Source organism: Aquabacterium sp. T101 (genome assembly GCF_057219775.1).
The window spans coordinates 494,492-508,981 of record NZ_JBXVVZ010000002.1; the positions used below are offsets into that span (position 1 = coordinate 494,492).

Below are 14,490 nucleotides of genomic sequence, written 5' to 3' on the forward strand. Positions count from 1 at the left end.
GGAAAATCCGGGAGCCGGTGGCGGCGTGCGGCGCTACATGCGGAAGCCACCACCGCAGACGACGGTCTCGCCGCTGATGTAGTTGGACTCCGGGTAGCAGAACAGCGCCACCGCGCCGGCCGCTTCGGCAGGCGTGCCGGCGCGTCCCAGCGGGATGGAACGTTCCATCGCGCTCAGCAGGTCGGGGTTGACGCCCACCTTGATGCGCTTGCCGTCGATGTCGACGCTGGCGTCCGCATTGGCCGCGGCATCGGTCAGCCGCGTCCTGATCAGCCCGAACGCCACCGCGTTGACGTTGACGCGGTAGCGCCCCCACTCTTTGGCGAGGCTCTTGGTCATGCCCACGATGCCGGCCTTGCCGGCGGCATAGTTGAGCTGCCCCGCGTTGCCGTCGAGGCCCGCGATGGACGAGATGTTGACCACCTTGCGGAAGTTCTCGACGCCGGTCTCGGCCTCGCGCTTGGCCGCTTCGCGGATGAAGCCGGCCGCCGCGCGGAAGATGCGCATCGGCGCCGTCAGGTGCACGTCGAGCATCGCGTACCACTGCTCGTCGCTCATGCGGTGGACGACGCTGTCCCAGGTGTAGCCGGCGTTGTTGACGATGATGTCGATGCCGCCGAAGGCATCGAGCGCGGTCTTGACCAGGCGCTCGGCGAAGTCGGTGGCCGTGACGCTGCCCAGGCAGGTCACCGCCTGGCCCCCGAGGGCGCGGATGTCGGCCACGGTCTGCTCGGCGGGTGCGGCGTCGAGGTCGTTGACGACGAGGGCGGCGCCTTCCAGGGCCAGCTTGAGCGCGACCTCGCGCCCGATGCCGCGCCCCGAGCCCGTGACCAGGGCCACCTTGCCGACCAGCTTGCCGGTGCCCGGCTCCTTCTCGCGGGCGGCCGTCATGGCAGTGCCACCACGGCCGAGCCGAGGATCTTCACGTCGCCGTACTGGTTGGCCATCTGCACCTCCAGGCGAACCCGCTTCTCGCCGGCTTCCTGCAGCTTCTCGACGACCCTGCCGCTGAGCACCGGCTGGTTGCCCAGGTGCGTGATGGCCATGAAGCGCACGCCGAAGCTGCGCAGCGCATCCTGCGGCACCCACTGCGTCAGCAGGCGGGCCAGATAGGCCATGCCCAGCATGCCGTGGGCGAAGACATCGGGCATGCCCGCGCGGCGGGCGAAGTCGACGTCGATGTGGATCGGGTTGTCGTCGCCGGACGCGCCGGCGAAGTAGGCCAGCGTCGTGCGGTTGATCGGGGGCAGGCGCATCTCCGGCAGCGCCTGGCCGACCGCGACGTTGTCGTAGGTCAGTGTGGTCATGTTCCCTCGGGTTGCTTGGTTCACTTCGAGTTGCGGACGACGATGACCGAGCGCATTTCCAGCACGCGCTGGTCGCGCTGGTTGGTCACGGTCGTCACCTTGGTGATGAACTCCATCGCGCCGCCCTTCTTGGCCACGATGTCGGTGACGCGCGACTCCAGCCGCAGCAGGTCGCCGGCGTGGATCGGGCCCAGGTAGGTGAACGACTGCTCGCCATGCAGGACGTTGGCGATGTCCACGCCGAGCGTCGCGAGCAGCGCCTGCGTGCTGCCCGAGTCCAGGTCGGCGCCGAAGACGATGGTCGGCGGCGCCGGCAACGATGCATGGCCGGCGTCGCGCGCCGCCGCAGCGTCGATGTACTCCGGGCGAGTCTCCCCGGTGGCCCTGGCGAAGGCGCGCAGGCGCCCCTTCTCCACCTCCCAGAGGGTGGCGGGCTGCGTATAGCCGATGAAGCGACTGTCGATCATGATGTGTCCTCGCGGCGCGGTGGCGTCGTGGCGCGTGAGGCTCACGCCGCCTTGCGGTAGAGCGTCACGACGCAGGCGCCGCCGAGCCCCAGGTTGTGCTGCAGGGCGAAGCGCGCGCCGTCCACCTGGCGCGGGCCAGCCTGGCCGCGCAGCTGGGTCACCAGCTCGGTGCACTGCGCCAGCCCGGTGGCACCCAACGGGTGGCCCTTGGACAGCAGCCCGCCGGACGGGTTGACGACGACGCGGCCGCCATAGGTGTTGTCGCCATCGGCGACGAACTTCGCGGCCTGACCCGGCGCGCACAGACCCAGCGCTTCGTAGCTGAGCACCTCGTTCTGCGCGAAGCAGTCGTGCAGCTCGACGACCCCGATCTCCGACGGGGCGACGCCGGCGCGCTCGTAGACCTGCGTGGCGGCCTCGCGCGTCATGTCCGAGCCCACGAGCTTCATCATGCTGCGCGCGCTGAAGGTGTCCGGGCGGTCGGTGGTCATCGCCTGCGCGGCGATCTCGACGCGGCGGTCGACGCCACGGCGGCGGGCGAACGACTCCGACACCAGCACGGCGGCGGCCGCGCCGCAGGTGGGCGGGCAGGCCATCAGGCGCGTCAGGCCCGCCTGCGGGAACAGCATCGGCGCGGCCAGCACCTCCTCGGCGCTGACGACCTTGCGCAGCAGCGCGAACGGGTTCTTCTCGGCATGGCGGCTCGCCTTGGCACGCACCTGGGCGAACAGCTCCGGGCCGGCGCCATAGCGGTCCATGTACTCCTTGCCGGCGCCGCCGAAGTAGCGCAGCGCCAGCGGCACCTCGGGGTACGGATTGATCTCGTCGCAAAGCTCGTCGAAGCGGTCGAACGGCGAGGGCCGGTCGGTCCAGTGCGAGCGCAGGGCGCCCGGCTGCATCTGCTCGAAGCCCAGCGCGAGCACGCAGTCCGCGGCGCCCGACTCCACGAGCTGGCGCGCCAGGAACAGCGCCGTCGATCCGGTGGAGCAGTTGTTGTTGACGTTGACGATCGGGATGCCGCTCATGCCCACCCCGTACAGCGCGCGCTGGCCGCAGGTGGAGTCGCCGTATACGTAGCCGACGAACGCCTGCTGCAGGTCGGCGAACGCGAGCCCGGCATCGGCCAGCGCGGTGCGCGCGGCCTCGGCTCCCATCGCGTCGTAGGCGTCGCTGGCGCCGGGCTTGCCGAAGGGCACCATGCCGACACCGGCGACGATCACTTGTTGACTCAAGACTGGCCTCTCAACGGTTGCACCGGGTACCCCGGCGTTTGCGCCACTGTGGCGGGGTCGGCGCGGGCCTGCCCCTCCCTTTTTGGGGAGGGGTGGCCCAGGCGGGGGGGCAGGCGGCGGCCGCGGGAGGGGTGGTGCCCTCCCGCCGCGGGAGGGGCGCGCGCGGCGGGTGCGTCCTAACGTGAGCGCCACGGGGCCTGCGCTGCACCGTTGCCGACCGCGCCCCGGCGCGAAACGAACACCTTAGGAGACCGCCATGTCGCTCTACTTGACCCAGGGACTGCACCGCGCCATCCAGCGCACGCCGAACAAGGCAGCCACGATCTGCGGCGCGCGCCGCCGGACCTATGCCGAACTCGGGGATCGTGTCGCCCGCCTCGCGGGCGCCCTGCAGATGCTGGGGATGAAGGCGGAAGACCGCATCGGCATGCTCGCGATGAACTCCGACCGCTACCTCGAGTACTTCCTGGGCGTGTGGTGGGGCGGCGGCGCGGTCAATGCCGCCAACACGCGCTGGAGCGCCGCGGAGATCGCCTACTCGCTGGACGACTCCGACACGCGCGTGCTGATCCTGGACGACACCTTCGTGCCGATGGCCGACGAGCTGCGCAGGCAGTCCAAGTCGCTGAAGACGCTGATCTATGCCGGTGACAAGGAGACGCCCGAGGGGATGCTGTCGTTCGATGGCCTCGTGGCCGAAGCGAGCCCGGTGCCTGACGCGCACCGCAGCGGCGACGACCTCGCCGGCGTCTACTACACCGGCGGCACCACGGGCTTCCCCAAGGGCGTGATGCTGACCCACACCAATCTCGCCACCACCGGCATGTCGCTGCTGGCCCACGGCCTGGCGCCCGACGACATGGTCGGCCTGCACGCCGCGCCGATGTTCCACCTGGCCGACGGCGCGATGACCCTGATGATCACCCTGCGCGGCGGCACCCATGTCTTCGTGCCGTCCTTCGCCCCCGAACCGGTGCTGCGCACCCTGAAGGACGAGGGCGTGACCACCGCGCTGCTGGTGCCGGTGATGATCCAGATGATGGTCGACCACCCTGCGGCGGCCCACTTCAAGCTGGACAAGCTGCAGCGCGTGCTCTACGGCGCGTCGCCCATCAGCGAGGCGGTGCTCGAGCGTGCGATGGCGCGCCTGGAAGGCGTGCGCTTCACCCAGTGCTACGGCATGACGGAACTGGCGGCCCTGGGCACGGTGCTTACCGACGAGTACCACACGCCGGAAGGCCGCAAGCTCGGCAAGCTCCGGTCAGCCGGCCGCGCGACCTTCCACACCGAGATCCGCATCGTCGACGCCCAGGGCGCCGAGGTGCCGCGCGGCACCGTGGGCGAGATCGCCATCCGCGGGCCGGGCGTGATGAAGGGCTACTGGGGCAAGCCCGAGCAGACCGCGGCGGCGATCAAGGGCGGCTGGATGCACAGCGGCGACGGCGGCTACATGGACGAGGACGGCTTCGTCTTCATCGTCGACCGGCTCAAGGACATGATCGTCACCGGCGGCGAGAACGTGTACTCGGCCGAAGTCGAGAACGCCATCGCCCAGCATCCGGCGGTGGCGCAGTGCGCCGTGATCGGCATCCCGAGCGACCAGTGGGGCGAGGCGGTGCATGCCGTGATCGTCCTCAAGCCGGGCGCGCAGGCCACCGCCGACGACATCAAGGAACACTGCAAGCAGCGCATCGCCAACTACAAGTGCCCGCGCAGCGCCGAGTTCCGCGACGCCCTGCCGGTGTCCGGCGCGGGCAAGATCCTGAAGAACAAGCTGCGCGAGCCCTTCTGGTCGGGGCGGGACCGGCAGGTGGCGTGAGGCGGCCGTCAACCCCCGGGGCTCGACGCGGAAGCTGCAGGCATCCAACCCGTCTCAGCCAGCCATCGCAGCGATCGTCGATGAAGTCGATGACGAAGACGCGCGCCGCCTGGCCTCGGGCGTCCGCTAGCCCGCGATCAGTCGATAGCCGACACCGGTCTCGTTGATCAGGTACGCCGGTCTTGCCGGGTCGCGTTCGAGCATCTGTATGCTCAGGACGTGTCCACGGCGCCCGCACACGCTCCACCGCTGGCTCGGGCCCTGGCCGCGCGCGGCATCCACTACGGCTGGGCGATGGCCGCCCTGACCTTCGTCTACGCCGTGTTCTCGTCGTCCGCGCTCGGGGTGCCGAGCGTGCTGATCGTGCCGATGGCCAAGGACCTCGGCTGGTCGATCGGCGAGCTGTCGGCGCCGCAGGGTCTTCGGCTGGCGCTGTTCGGGCTGGCAGCGCCGCTGGCGGGCGGGTTGATGCTGCGCTACGGACCGCGGCGGATGGTGGCGATCTCGGGCACGCTGCTGCTGATCGGCCTGGCGATCTCCGTCGCGACCACGCAGAAGTGGCAGCTCTGGCTCGGCATGGGCTTCCTGCTCGGTCTGGCGCCCGGGCTCACGGCCATGCAGCTCAACGCGGTGGTCGGCGCACGCTGGTTCGTCGCCCACCGGGGCCTCGTGCTCGGCTTGCTGGGCGGCGCCGTGGCCACGGGCACCCTGGTGTTCATGCCGCTCGCTGCCTGGGTGGCCGAACGATGGGGCTGGCGTGTCGCGATGCTGATCCCGAGCGTCGGCACCGCGGTGAGCTGGCTCCTGTTGCTGTGGCTCGCGCGCGACCGCCCGCAGGACCTGGACCTGCCCGCCGTGGGCGAGACGACCGTCGCGCCCGTCCCGCCCACACCGACCGCCAACTTCGTGGCGCTCAGTGCGCAGGCCCTCGCGCTCGGATCGAAGCGGCCCGTGTTCTGGATCCTGGCCGCGACGTTCGCGATCTGCGGCGTCTCGAGCTTCGGCATCACGCAGGCCCACCTCGTGCCCTTCTGCGGCGACCTGGGCGTGCCGCTGGGCACCGCGGCCTGGCTGATGGCCGTGATCGGCATCTGCGACCTGATCGGCACGATCGGCTCGGGCTGGCTGTCCGACCGCTACGACAACCGCTGGCTGCTGGCGTGGTACTACGCGCTGCGCGGCGTGGCGCTGCTGTGGCTGGTGAGCGTTCAGCCGACGATGGTGGGCCTGACGATCTTCGCGGTCATCTACGGCCTGGACTTCATCGCGACGGTGCCGCCGTCGGTGCGGCTGACCGTCGTGAACTTCGGCCGCGAGATGGGGCCGGCGGTCTTTGCTTGGATCTTCGCGGCGCACCATGTCGCGGCCGGCGTGATGGCCTTCGGAACCGGCGTCAGCCGGGACATGCTCGGCACCTACGAGCCCGCCTTCCTGCTCGCCGGTGTGCTGTGCTTCGTCGCCGCGTCGTGCTTCTTCGCGGTGCGGCGCCCTGCGCCCGTGGCGGCATGACCCAGGGCACCCCGGCGCAACTTCACCTCGCACGGGGCCATGCCCGCTCAGGCGTCCGCGCTTCGGCGGGCCTGCGCATCCCCTGTTCATGCAGCTGATCCCGAACGCCTGCCGTTTCGTCGCATGCCACGGGTCGCCGCTGCGTCTGCACGGGAAACTGCGCGCTTTGCTGTCCGAGTACACCCATGAACGCTCCGACCCCCTGGCCCGCGCTGACGCGCCGAATCGGCCTGTTGCTGCTGCTGTGCTGCCTGCAGCTTGGCGCGCCCGTGCGCGCGGCGGGGCTTGCTCAGCCGCACACGCACGCCGGCGACGACGGCGTGCGCGCGCCACTGCACATCGCTCCGGTCGACGATGCCTGGCGGGCGGCGCTGCCGCGCGATGCCAAGCTGGCCACGCAGGCCTATCTCGACCGCCTGCCCAGGGAAGCGGTGATGCGATCCAACGACTACGACGAGGGTGGCTACTGGCTGCAGCTTTGGGAGTTCCTGCTCGGTCTGGCCATCGCCGCACTGATGCTGCACGGTGGCCGTTCGGCCCGCGTGCGCGATTGGGCGCAGCGCGTCGGTCGCCGTGCCCTGTTGCGCGACGGGCTGTACGGGGCCGTCTACGGGCTGGCAAGCGGACTGCTGCTGCTGCCGCTGAACTTCTACCGGCAGTACTGGCGTGAACACGGCTATGGCATGTCCACGCAGACCGCCGTCGACTGGTGGGGCGAGTGGGTCCTGACCCTGGGCGTCGAGGTTGTCGGCACGGCAGTGGCAGTAGCGCTGCTGTATGCCGTGTTCCGCCGAGCCGGCGAGCGCTGGTGGCTCTGGGGAGCAGCGGCCTGCTCCGCCCTGCTGGCGTTGATGCTGCTCGTCAGCCCCGTCCTGATCGATCCGCTGTTCAACACCTACAAGCCGTTGGAGCACGGTCCGGTGCGCGACGCCGTGCTGGCCATGGCGCACTCCAATGGCGTGCCGGCTGACGATGTCTACGTCTTCGACGCCTCGCGCCAGACCCAGCGCATCAGCGCGAACGTGAGCGGTCTGGGCGGCACGGCGGCGGTGCGGCTCAACGACAACCTGCTCAACCGCACGTCCCTGCCCGAGATCCGTGCCGTGATGGCCCATGAGCTGGGCCACTACGTGCTCAACCACGCGCCGAAGATGCTGATGCAGTTCGGGCTGCTGATCCTGTTCGGACTGCTGTTCTGCCAATGGGCGATGCGCCGGCTGTTCGCGCGCCATGGGCACCGCTGGGGCACGAAGGCCGTGGCCGATGTGGCCAGCCTGCCACTGCTGGCCGCCGTGTTCTCGGTCTTCATGCTGGCGGCCACGCCGGTGTTTCACAGCATCATCCGCATCCAGGAGATCGAGGCCGACCGCTTCGGCCTGAATCTGGCCCGCGATCCGCATGGCTTTGCCGAGGTGATGCTGAAGCTGTCGGACTACCGCAAACCGGACCCGGGGCGCCTGGAGGAGGTGGTCTTCTTCCATCATCCGAGCGCCCGGCATCGGATTCACGATGCGATGCGCTGGAGGGAGGCGATGGGGACACCCTAACGCGATGGAGAGTGGCGCCGGGTCGATTCGGCGCTCGGTGTGGGGACGCATAAGCTCCAAGCGCAACGCCAGCCAAATCAATGACTTAGAGCGTCGCCGGACAGCACAAGCGGCAGGCGTCAAAAGCGCGCCAGCTGGCACTCACGGAGATCGTCGGTGCAGCCGACAGGGTCGGCGTTCACCACGATGACAGCCATGGTGGGCTGGGTTGCCGGCGGTCAGCTCCGAGGCGGGCCGCTCATGTTACGCGAGGAGGCGCCACGCACCCAGCGGGTGGCGCGACAGCGCGATGGTCAGCATGGTGGCGTACACCGCCAGCGCGGCCAGCAGGCAGCCCGCCCGCGCCGCCTGGGTGCGGGCCCGCTGGAGGGCCAGGCTGCCGAGCATGATGTAGACGACGAGCAGCGCGAGCTTGGCACCCAGCCAGGCGTCGCGCAACGGGTGGAGCTGAAGCAGTGTCCACAGGGTGGCGCCCGCCACCAGCAGTGCCGTGTCGATCACCATGCTGCCGACGCGGGCCGCGCGGCGCATCGGCCAGGCCGCGCCGGCCAGCACCGCCACGCCGCGCGCGGCGAACAGCGCGCCGCTGGCCAGCACCAGGGCCACGTGCAGATGCCTCAGCGGCACGACCCACGCCAATGGTTCCAAGGGCTCGATGGCGGCGATGGGCGGGTGTCAGGCCACGCCGGGCGTGAGCAGGCGCTCGATCAACGCGCGCACCGCGGCGATCTCGCGCTGCAGCGCCTCGCGGTTGGCCTCGTTGATCGCCTCCCTGGCGCCGGGGCCGGTGCCGTGCTCGCCGCTGCGCGCCATCAGGTCCGGGTGGTGCCGGCGCAGGTCGATCGCGGACAGCGTGCCCACCGCGCCCTGCGCGGCCACGCTGCCGGCCAGGCGGTGCGCCGACACGCCCATGCCGCCCTGCACCACCGGCAGCAGCGCGCGCCCGCGGATGACGAGCGGCGCCAGGCCGCTGCGCTGCCACAGGGGCTGCAGCGCGGGGTCGAGTTGGTCGAGCATCGGAGGGGCCGCCAGGGGTTGTCGGGGGACCCGGCAAGGTAGCCAGCCCCCTTCGCCCCGACCTTGACCCGCATCAAGCCACATGGCATCCGTCGCGCTGCGCCCTCACCACTGCCCGCGCAGGCTCATCCGCCAGGTACGCGGCGACTCGGTCCAGGTGTAGAGCGGCGACTTGTCAGCCAGGTCCAGGTTGCGCAGGTTGGTCACACCCAGTGCGAGCACGAGCCCCGGCTCCAGCGTCACCGCCATCTGCGCGCTGGTGGTGGTGGTGTCGGGCACCGGGCGCGGCGCCTGCCCGGCCACGCCGGTGGGCAGCAGCATGCCCGCGCTCGACTCCACGCGCACGCCCGCGCTCCAGGGGCCGCGCACCCAGTCGAGCGCCACGCTGCCGGCGTGGCGTGGCCGTCGTTCGATGCGTGCGTCGTGCCCGTCCACGGCGTCCAGGTACTGGTATCCGATGGACACGGTGACCCCCTGCGGCAGACGCGCACGCGCCGCCAGCTCCAGGCCGCGCAGCCGCGCACGATCAAGGTTGGCGAACACGTAGGAGCCACGGCCCGCCGTCACCGACAGCAATCGCGGCACGATCAGGTGGTCCACCCGGTTGTGGAACAGCACGGCTTGCACGCCCGCGGCAGCGGTGTCCCAGGCCAGGCCCAGTTCCCAGGCGCGGTTGGTCTCGGGTCGCAGGTCAGGGTCGGACAGGTAGGTGTTCGGGCCCTCGTCCTCCTGGTAGCCCGGCGTGATCTGCTTGAGCGTGGGCGGCTTGAAGCCGCGGCTCGCGCCGCCCTTGATCACCCACTGCGGCGCCACCCGCCACACGGCATAAAGGCGCGGGCTCCACTGCCCGCCGAAGCGCTGGTGCTCGTCGCGGCGCAGGCCGGCGGTAAGTGCGAGCGTCGGGCTCAGCTCGACTTCGTCCTGCACGAACGCAGCGCGGTGATCGGCGCTGGCGCGGCCGCCGGGCAGGCCCAGGTTGCGCAACTGCTCGTCGCGCACCTCGATGCCGGCGGTCACGAGCTGTGTCGCAGCGGCTCGTGCCGACACCACGCCGTCCAGGACGCGGTCGTCGAGCCGGTTCGGGCGCAACGCGGCCACGCCGTTGCTGCGCTCGTTGTCCATCTCGATGCGGCTGGCATAGGCGCGCACCGTGCTGCGCCATTCGGCGCCGCCGCCCCAGTCGGCGCTCCAGCCGGCGCCGAGGTGGTGCCGGTCGATGTCGGTGGCGGACGTGTAGACGCGACGCCGGCCTCCACGCTCCACCGACACCGCTTCACGCGCTTCCAGGCCGCCGCGCGCGTCGATCATCAGCTCGTGCCCCGCTGCCGGTTCGGCGGCCAGACGCAGCGCGACCTGGCGGCGGTCGCGCGACTCGAGCGCGCTCAGGCGGGGGTCTGCGGTCGATGTCACCGCGTCGCGCTGCGAATGCGCCACCGACAGCGCAGCCCTCACACCGCCCACAAGCGGGCCCGACAACCGGGCCGCCAGGCGCGCGCCGTCGCCGCCGCGGCCACCGTCGGCCGACGAGCCCTCCACCAGCGCGCTGCCTTCCAGGCGCGCCGCCGGTCGGCGCGTCACGATGTGCAGCACACCACCTAGCGCCTCGGCGCCGTACAGCGCCGACAGCGGGCCGCGCACGATCTCGATGCGCTCGATCTCCTCCACGGGCACCCAGTCGAGCTGGAAGTCGGTGTGGCCGATGACGCCGTCGCTGGCGCCGATGCGCATGCCGTCGACCAGGAACAGCGTGTGGCGCGAGTCCATGCCTCGCAGACTCACACCCTTGCGGCCGCCGATGGTGCGACCAAACACGGCCACGCCGGACTCGCCGCGGATGGCTTCGAGCACGTTGTCGGCGCCGCGCTCGGCGATCTGCGCGCGCGTGATCACGCTCATCGCCGCCGGCGCGTCGACCATCGCGAGGGCGTGGCGGGTGGCGGTCACCACGATCACCTGGCTGGCATCGTCGGGCTGCGCCTCCCGAGCCTGGGCGAAGGGCCACGCCAGTGCGAGGGCCAGGGCCAGAGCCGAAGGAGTCGTCAGGGCAGCAGGGAGGTGGCGTGAGATGCGGGGAGTTCGGGTGTCCATGCACACAGATTCGCGCCTGCGCCGCGCGGCAGCCTTGAACCAGTTCGTTTTTGCGACACCCACTGCCCGGCGTACGCATGCGCCCTTGAATCAGTTCAAGGACGCGGCGACACGACCGCGCAACGATGCCCCCGCACCAACGAAGGAGAAACTCCATGAGAACCCTGCGCGTCGTATCCGCATCCCTGGCCGCGTTGCTGGCCGCCGCTCCGGCGCTGGCACAGGACAAGAAGACTGTGACGCCGGCTGAGATGAACTACCAGGCCGGCGCGTCGCCGCTGGCCGGCGAGGCCATGTACCAGAGCACCAACCCGAAGGCGCCGCCCATGACGCAGGCGGAGTTCGAGCGTGCGCGGCAGGTGTACTTCGAGCGCTGCGCCGGCTGCCACGGCGTGCTGCGCAAGGGAGCCACCGGCAAGGCGCTCACGCCCGACATCACCCAGGGCAAGGGCACCGACTACCTGAAGGTGTTCATCGCGTACGGCTCGCCCGCGGGCATGCCCAACTGGCTTACGTCCGGCGAAATGGACGAGAAGACGGTGGACCTGATGGCGCGCTACATCCAGCACGACGCGCCGACGCCGCCGGAGTTCGGCATGGAGCAGATGAAGGCCACCTGGAAGGTGATCGTGCCGCCGGCGCAACGGCCGAAGAAGAAGATGAACGCCTACAACATCGCGAACATCTTCTCCACCACGCTGCGCGACACCGGCGAGGTGGCGCTGATTGACGGCGACACCAAGCAGATCATCAACATCGTCAAGACCGGCTACGCGGTGCACATCTCGCGACTGTCGGCGTCAGGGCGCTACCTGTTCGTGATCGGGCGCGACGCCAAGATCAACATGATCGACCTGTGGATGGAAAAGCCCGACAACGTGGCCGAGATCCGCGTCGGCCTGGAAGCGCGCTCGGTCGAGACGAGCAAGTACAAGGGCTTCGAGGACAAGTACGCCATCGCCGGAAGCTATTGGCCCCCGCAGTACGTGATCATGAACGGCGACACGCTCGAGCCGCTCAAGGTGGTGGGCACCCGCGGCATGACCGTGGACAAGCAGGAGTACCACCCCGAGCCCCGTGTGGCCAGCATCGTGGGCAGCCACTTCAAGCCCGAGTTCGTCGTCAACGTGAAGGAGACCGGGCAGACCCTGCTGGTGGACTACAGCAACATCGACGCGCTGAAGGTGACCACCATCGGCACGGCCCGCTTCCTGCACGACGGTGGCCTCGACAGCACCAAGCGCTACTTCATGGTGGCGGCTAACCAGAGCAACAAGATCGCGGCGGTCGACCTGAAGGAAGGCAAGCTCGCGGCGCTGGTCGACGTTGGCAAGATTCCGCACCCTGGGCGCGGCGCCAACCTCGTGCACCCGAAGTTCGGCCCGGTGTGGGCCACGGGGCACCTGGGCGACGAGACGATCTCGCTGATCGGCACCGACCCGGCCCGGCACAAGCAGTACGCCTTCAAGGAGGTGGCCAAGCTCAAAGGCCCCGGCGGTGGCGCGCTGTTCATCAAGAGCCATCCGAAGAGCAGCCACCTGTACTCGGACGCGCCGCTGAACCCCGACCCCAAGATCTCGCAGTCGGTGGTGGTGTACGACATACGCAATCTCGACAAGGGCTACACCGTGCTGCCCATCGCCGAGTGGGCCGACATCAAGGACGACGGTGCCAAGCGCGTGGTGCAGCCCGAGTTCAACCGCGCCGGCGACGAGGTCTGGTTCGCGGTCTGGTCGGCCAAGAACAAGCAAAGCGCGCTGGTGATCGTGGACGACAAGACCCTCAAGCTCAAGGCTGTGATCAAGGACCCGCGCCTGGTCACGCCGACCGGCCACTTCAATGTCTACAACACCCAGAAGGACGTGTACTGAGCCTCCCCGCAGGGGGCCAGTCGCAGGAGGACAAAGATGAGACACAGGATCCTTTCCACGCTCGGCCTCGCCGCAGCCGGCGCGTTGCTGGTCACCGCGGCGCACACTGCGTCGGCCCAGACCCAGGCCGCGATGGACAAGGCCGGCTGCATGGCCTGCCATGCCAAGGACCGGAAGTTGTTGGGGCCGTCGTTCAAGGACATCGCGGTCCGCTACAGGGGTCAGGCCGCCGCGCCGGCGCAGCTGTTCGACAAGGTGCGCAAGGGCGGCAGCGGCGTCTACGGGCCGGTGCCGATGTCGCCCAACGGCGCAGACAAGATCGGCGACAAGGACCTTCGCGAGGCCATCGAGCTGATCCTCGCATCATGACCCTCGTCCACGCCATCGTCGCCGCTGGGCTGGTGGCGTGCGCATGGGGGCCGGTTGCCGCCGCGCCGCAAGCCGCGTCGACCGACGGTCGCTGGCGTGTCGAGGGCGACGGCGCGGCGGTGGTCGTGCGGGACGCCGGCCGCGTGGCCCGCACGCTGCCGGCGGCCGACCTGGGCGGGCACGAAGCGGGCCGCGTGGCCGACGTGCACTACCTGCCGCGGCGGCGCAGCTTCGTCATCGTGTTCGCCGGCCTGCCCGAACTGTGGGAGCTGTCGGTCGATGCCGACGCGCCGCCGGTGTACGACGGGCTGGTGCACGACTGGCGCCTGGGTGAGGCGGTGCCCGCGCCAGGCTTCCTCGGCGTGCGTCGCACGCGGCTGCCCGCGCCGGCGGCGGCCCTGCGGCCCGAAGACGGGCAGACGCCGTCGCAGCCGCACGTGCTGGTGTCCGTGCCCGGCGCCGAGTTGCTGGTGCACCTGGAAGTGCGGCGGGTGATCGCGCGCTTTGCGCGCTCGCCCTGAACCGGCCGTCTCAGGGCGATCGGTAGGTGGCCAGCGCCTGTGCGTCCAGGATGTGGATGTCGCGCTTGTCGATCCGCACCAGGCCGACCGCCTCCAGCTCGTGCAACACGCGCGAGAAGTACTCCGGCGTGAGCGACAGCCGCGACGCGATCGTCGCCTTGCTCACAGGCAGCGACACCGTCACCGGCTCGGCGCCTGCCGCGGCATCGGCCTCTACGTCGCGCAGCAGGTATCCGATCACGCGCTGCAGGCCGCTGTGCAGCGCGTACACCTCCACGTCGTGAACCAGGCCGTGGAGCCGGCGCGAGATGCCCGCCAGCATGCGCAGCGCAAAACGCGGGTCGCGCGCGATCTCGCCTTCCACCGCGGCCTTGGCCACCGACAGCAGCAGCGCGTCGGTGAGCGCCTGCGCGTTGATGATGTACGGGCGGCCGGTGAACATCAGCGCCTCGGCGAAGCTGTGGCCCGGGGCCACGATCTCGATCACCTTCTCCGCACCGGCGGGCGACACCGCGTACAGCTTCACCTGCCCGGTGACGCAGACGTGGAACTCCTCGCACGGCTCGCCCACCAGGAACACGGTCTCGCCGCGCGAGAAGCGCCGCAGTGAGCAGCCCTGCGCCAGCCGGTCGAGCTCGGCCGGACTCAGGTCGCTGAACAGCGCCTGCATCGACAGGTAGCGGGGAATGTTGAAGACGCGCAGGTCCATGGCCAGGCCCTCCGTAGGCGCGCCGATTTTGGAA

Annotated in this window: 13 protein-coding genes and 1 pseudogene; 6 read left to right on the top strand and 8 right to left on the bottom strand. The window is 70.2% G+C overall.

Annotated elements, in window-relative coordinates; translation table 11 throughout:
* Positions 1 to 33: 33 nt before the first annotated feature.
* The 4 genes from AC2EAQ_RS09410 to AC2EAQ_RS09425 are packed head-to-tail and all read right to left on the bottom strand — an operon-like array spanning position 34 to position 3,006.
* On the bottom strand, positions 34 to 891 hold the full coding sequence (locus AC2EAQ_RS09410) for an SDR family NAD(P)-dependent oxidoreductase (RefSeq protein ID WP_484642563.1): 858 nt from the start codon (positions 889 to 891) through the stop codon (positions 34 to 36).
* On the bottom strand, positions 888 to 1,307 hold the full coding sequence (locus tag AC2EAQ_RS09415) for a MaoC family dehydratase (RefSeq protein ID WP_484642565.1): 420 nt from the start codon (positions 1,305 to 1,307) through the stop codon (positions 888 to 890). The genes AC2EAQ_RS09410 and AC2EAQ_RS09415 overlap by 4 nt, the downstream gene beginning before the upstream one ends.
* Before the next feature lie 20 nt (positions 1,308 to 1,327).
* On the bottom strand, positions 1,328 to 1,774 hold the full coding sequence (locus AC2EAQ_RS09420) for a MaoC family dehydratase N-terminal domain-containing protein (RefSeq protein ID WP_484642567.1): 447 nt from the start codon (positions 1,772 to 1,774) through the stop codon (positions 1,328 to 1,330).
* 41 nt (positions 1,775 to 1,815) lie between these two features.
* On the bottom strand, positions 1,816 to 3,006 hold the full coding sequence (locus AC2EAQ_RS09425; protein ID WP_484642570.1) for a lipid-transfer protein: 1,191 nt from the start codon (positions 3,004 to 3,006) through the stop codon (positions 1,816 to 1,818).
* Positions 3,007 to 3,262: 256 nt separating this feature from the next.
* On the opposite strand from AC2EAQ_RS09425, the gene AC2EAQ_RS09430 reads away from it, so the two are divergent.
* From AC2EAQ_RS09430 to AC2EAQ_RS09440, 3 genes are all read left to right on the top strand, one after another.
* The gene (locus AC2EAQ_RS09430; protein ID WP_484642576.1) at positions 3,263 to 4,825 is read left to right on the top strand and encodes an acyl-CoA synthetase; all 1,563 of its coding nucleotides are present in this window, start codon (positions 3,263 to 3,265) and stop codon (positions 4,823 to 4,825) included.
* A 219-nt stretch (positions 4,826 to 5,044) separates the two neighbouring features.
* Entirely contained in the window at positions 5,045 to 6,334 is a 1,290-nt protein-coding gene (locus tag AC2EAQ_RS09435) for an MFS transporter (protein ID WP_484642579.1), read from the top strand.
* A gap of 185 nt (positions 6,335 to 6,519) precedes the next feature.
* A complete protein-coding gene (locus AC2EAQ_RS09440) occupies positions 6,520 to 7,881 on the top strand; it encodes a M48 family metalloprotease (RefSeq protein ID WP_484642581.1) in 1,362 nt (453 codons plus the stop codon).
* A gap of 243 nt (positions 7,882 to 8,124) precedes the next feature.
* Here AC2EAQ_RS09440 and AC2EAQ_RS09445 read toward each other — a convergent pair whose 3' ends face one another.
* The 3 genes and pseudogenes from AC2EAQ_RS09445 to AC2EAQ_RS09455 all read right to left on the bottom strand — a co-directional run bounded on the left by AC2EAQ_RS09445 (position 8,125) and on the right by AC2EAQ_RS09455 (position 10,986).
* Positions 8,125 to 8,508 carry a SirB2 family protein gene (locus tag AC2EAQ_RS09445; RefSeq protein WP_484642583.1) on the bottom strand — a complete coding sequence of 128 codons (384 nt, stop codon included), beginning with the start codon at positions 8,506 to 8,508 and terminating at the stop codon, positions 8,125 to 8,127.
* 81 nt (positions 8,509 to 8,589) lie between these two features.
* Positions 8,590 to 8,898, bottom strand: a pseudogene (locus AC2EAQ_RS09450) (nitronate monooxygenase); the annotation flags it as partial.
* Positions 8,899 to 9,003: 105 nt separating this feature from the next.
* Complete coding sequence (locus tag AC2EAQ_RS09455) at positions 9,004 to 10,986, bottom strand: TonB-dependent receptor plug domain-containing protein (RefSeq protein ID WP_484642585.1); 1,983 nt, start codon at positions 10,984 to 10,986, stop codon at positions 9,004 to 9,006.
* Between the two features lie 155 nt (positions 10,987 to 11,141).
* On the opposite strand from AC2EAQ_RS09455, the gene AC2EAQ_RS09460 reads away from it, so the two are divergent.
* The 3 genes from AC2EAQ_RS09460 to AC2EAQ_RS09470 are packed head-to-tail and all read left to right on the top strand — an operon-like array spanning position 11,142 to position 13,747.
* Entirely contained in the window at positions 11,142 to 12,857 is a 1,716-nt protein-coding gene (locus AC2EAQ_RS09460) for a cytochrome D1 domain-containing protein (protein ID WP_484642588.1), read from the top strand.
* A 36-nt stretch (positions 12,858 to 12,893) separates the two neighbouring features.
* On the top strand, positions 12,894 to 13,226 hold the full coding sequence (locus AC2EAQ_RS09465) for a c-type cytochrome (RefSeq protein WP_484642589.1): 333 nt from the start codon (positions 12,894 to 12,896) through the stop codon (positions 13,224 to 13,226).
* Positions 13,223 to 13,747: a hypothetical protein gene (locus tag AC2EAQ_RS09470; protein ID WP_484642591.1), complete on the top strand. Its 525-nt coding sequence runs from the start codon at positions 13,223 to 13,225 to the stop codon at positions 13,745 to 13,747. The genes AC2EAQ_RS09465 and AC2EAQ_RS09470 overlap by 4 nt, the downstream gene beginning before the upstream one ends.
* A gap of 10 nt (positions 13,748 to 13,757) precedes the next feature.
* Here the strand turns inward: AC2EAQ_RS09470 and AC2EAQ_RS09475 are convergent, their stop codons facing one another.
* Positions 13,758 to 14,456: a Crp/Fnr family transcriptional regulator gene (locus tag AC2EAQ_RS09475; protein ID WP_484642594.1), complete on the bottom strand. Its 699-nt coding sequence runs from the start codon at positions 14,454 to 14,456 to the stop codon at positions 13,758 to 13,760.
* Between the last annotated feature and the right edge of the window lie 34 nt (positions 14,457 to 14,490).

Excerpts from the sequence above, each read along its gene's own strand:
- AC2EAQ_RS09410 (WP_484642563.1), bottom strand. The coding sequence starts at position 891 with ATGACGGCCGCCCGCGAGAAGGAGCCGGGCACCGGCAAGCTGGTCGGC.
- AC2EAQ_RS09415 (WP_484642565.1), bottom strand. The coding sequence starts at position 1,307 with ATGACCACACTGACCTACGACAACGTCGCGGTCGGCCAGGCGCTGCCG.
- AC2EAQ_RS09420 (WP_484642567.1), bottom strand. The coding sequence starts at position 1,774 with ATGATCGACAGTCGCTTCATCGGCTATACGCAGCCCGCCACCCTCTGG.
- AC2EAQ_RS09430 (WP_484642576.1), top strand. The coding sequence starts at position 3,263 with ATGTCGCTCTACTTGACCCAGGGACTGCACCGCGCCATCCAGCGCACG.
- AC2EAQ_RS09440 (WP_484642581.1), top strand. The coding sequence starts at position 6,520 with ATGAACGCTCCGACCCCCTGGCCCGCGCTGACGCGCCGAATCGGCCTG.
- AC2EAQ_RS09455 (WP_484642585.1), bottom strand. The coding sequence starts at position 10,986 with ATGGACACCCGAACTCCCCGCATCTCACGCCACCTCCCTGCTGCCCTG.
- AC2EAQ_RS09460 (WP_484642588.1), top strand. The coding sequence starts at position 11,142 with ATGAGAACCCTGCGCGTCGTATCCGCATCCCTGGCCGCGTTGCTGGCC.
- AC2EAQ_RS09465 (WP_484642589.1), top strand. The coding sequence starts at position 12,894 with ATGAGACACAGGATCCTTTCCACGCTCGGCCTCGCCGCAGCCGGCGCG.
- AC2EAQ_RS09470 (WP_484642591.1), top strand. The coding sequence starts at position 13,223 with ATGACCCTCGTCCACGCCATCGTCGCCGCTGGGCTGGTGGCGTGCGCA.
- AC2EAQ_RS09475 (WP_484642594.1), bottom strand. The coding sequence starts at position 14,456 with ATGGACCTGCGCGTCTTCAACATTCCCCGCTACCTGTCGATGCAGGCG.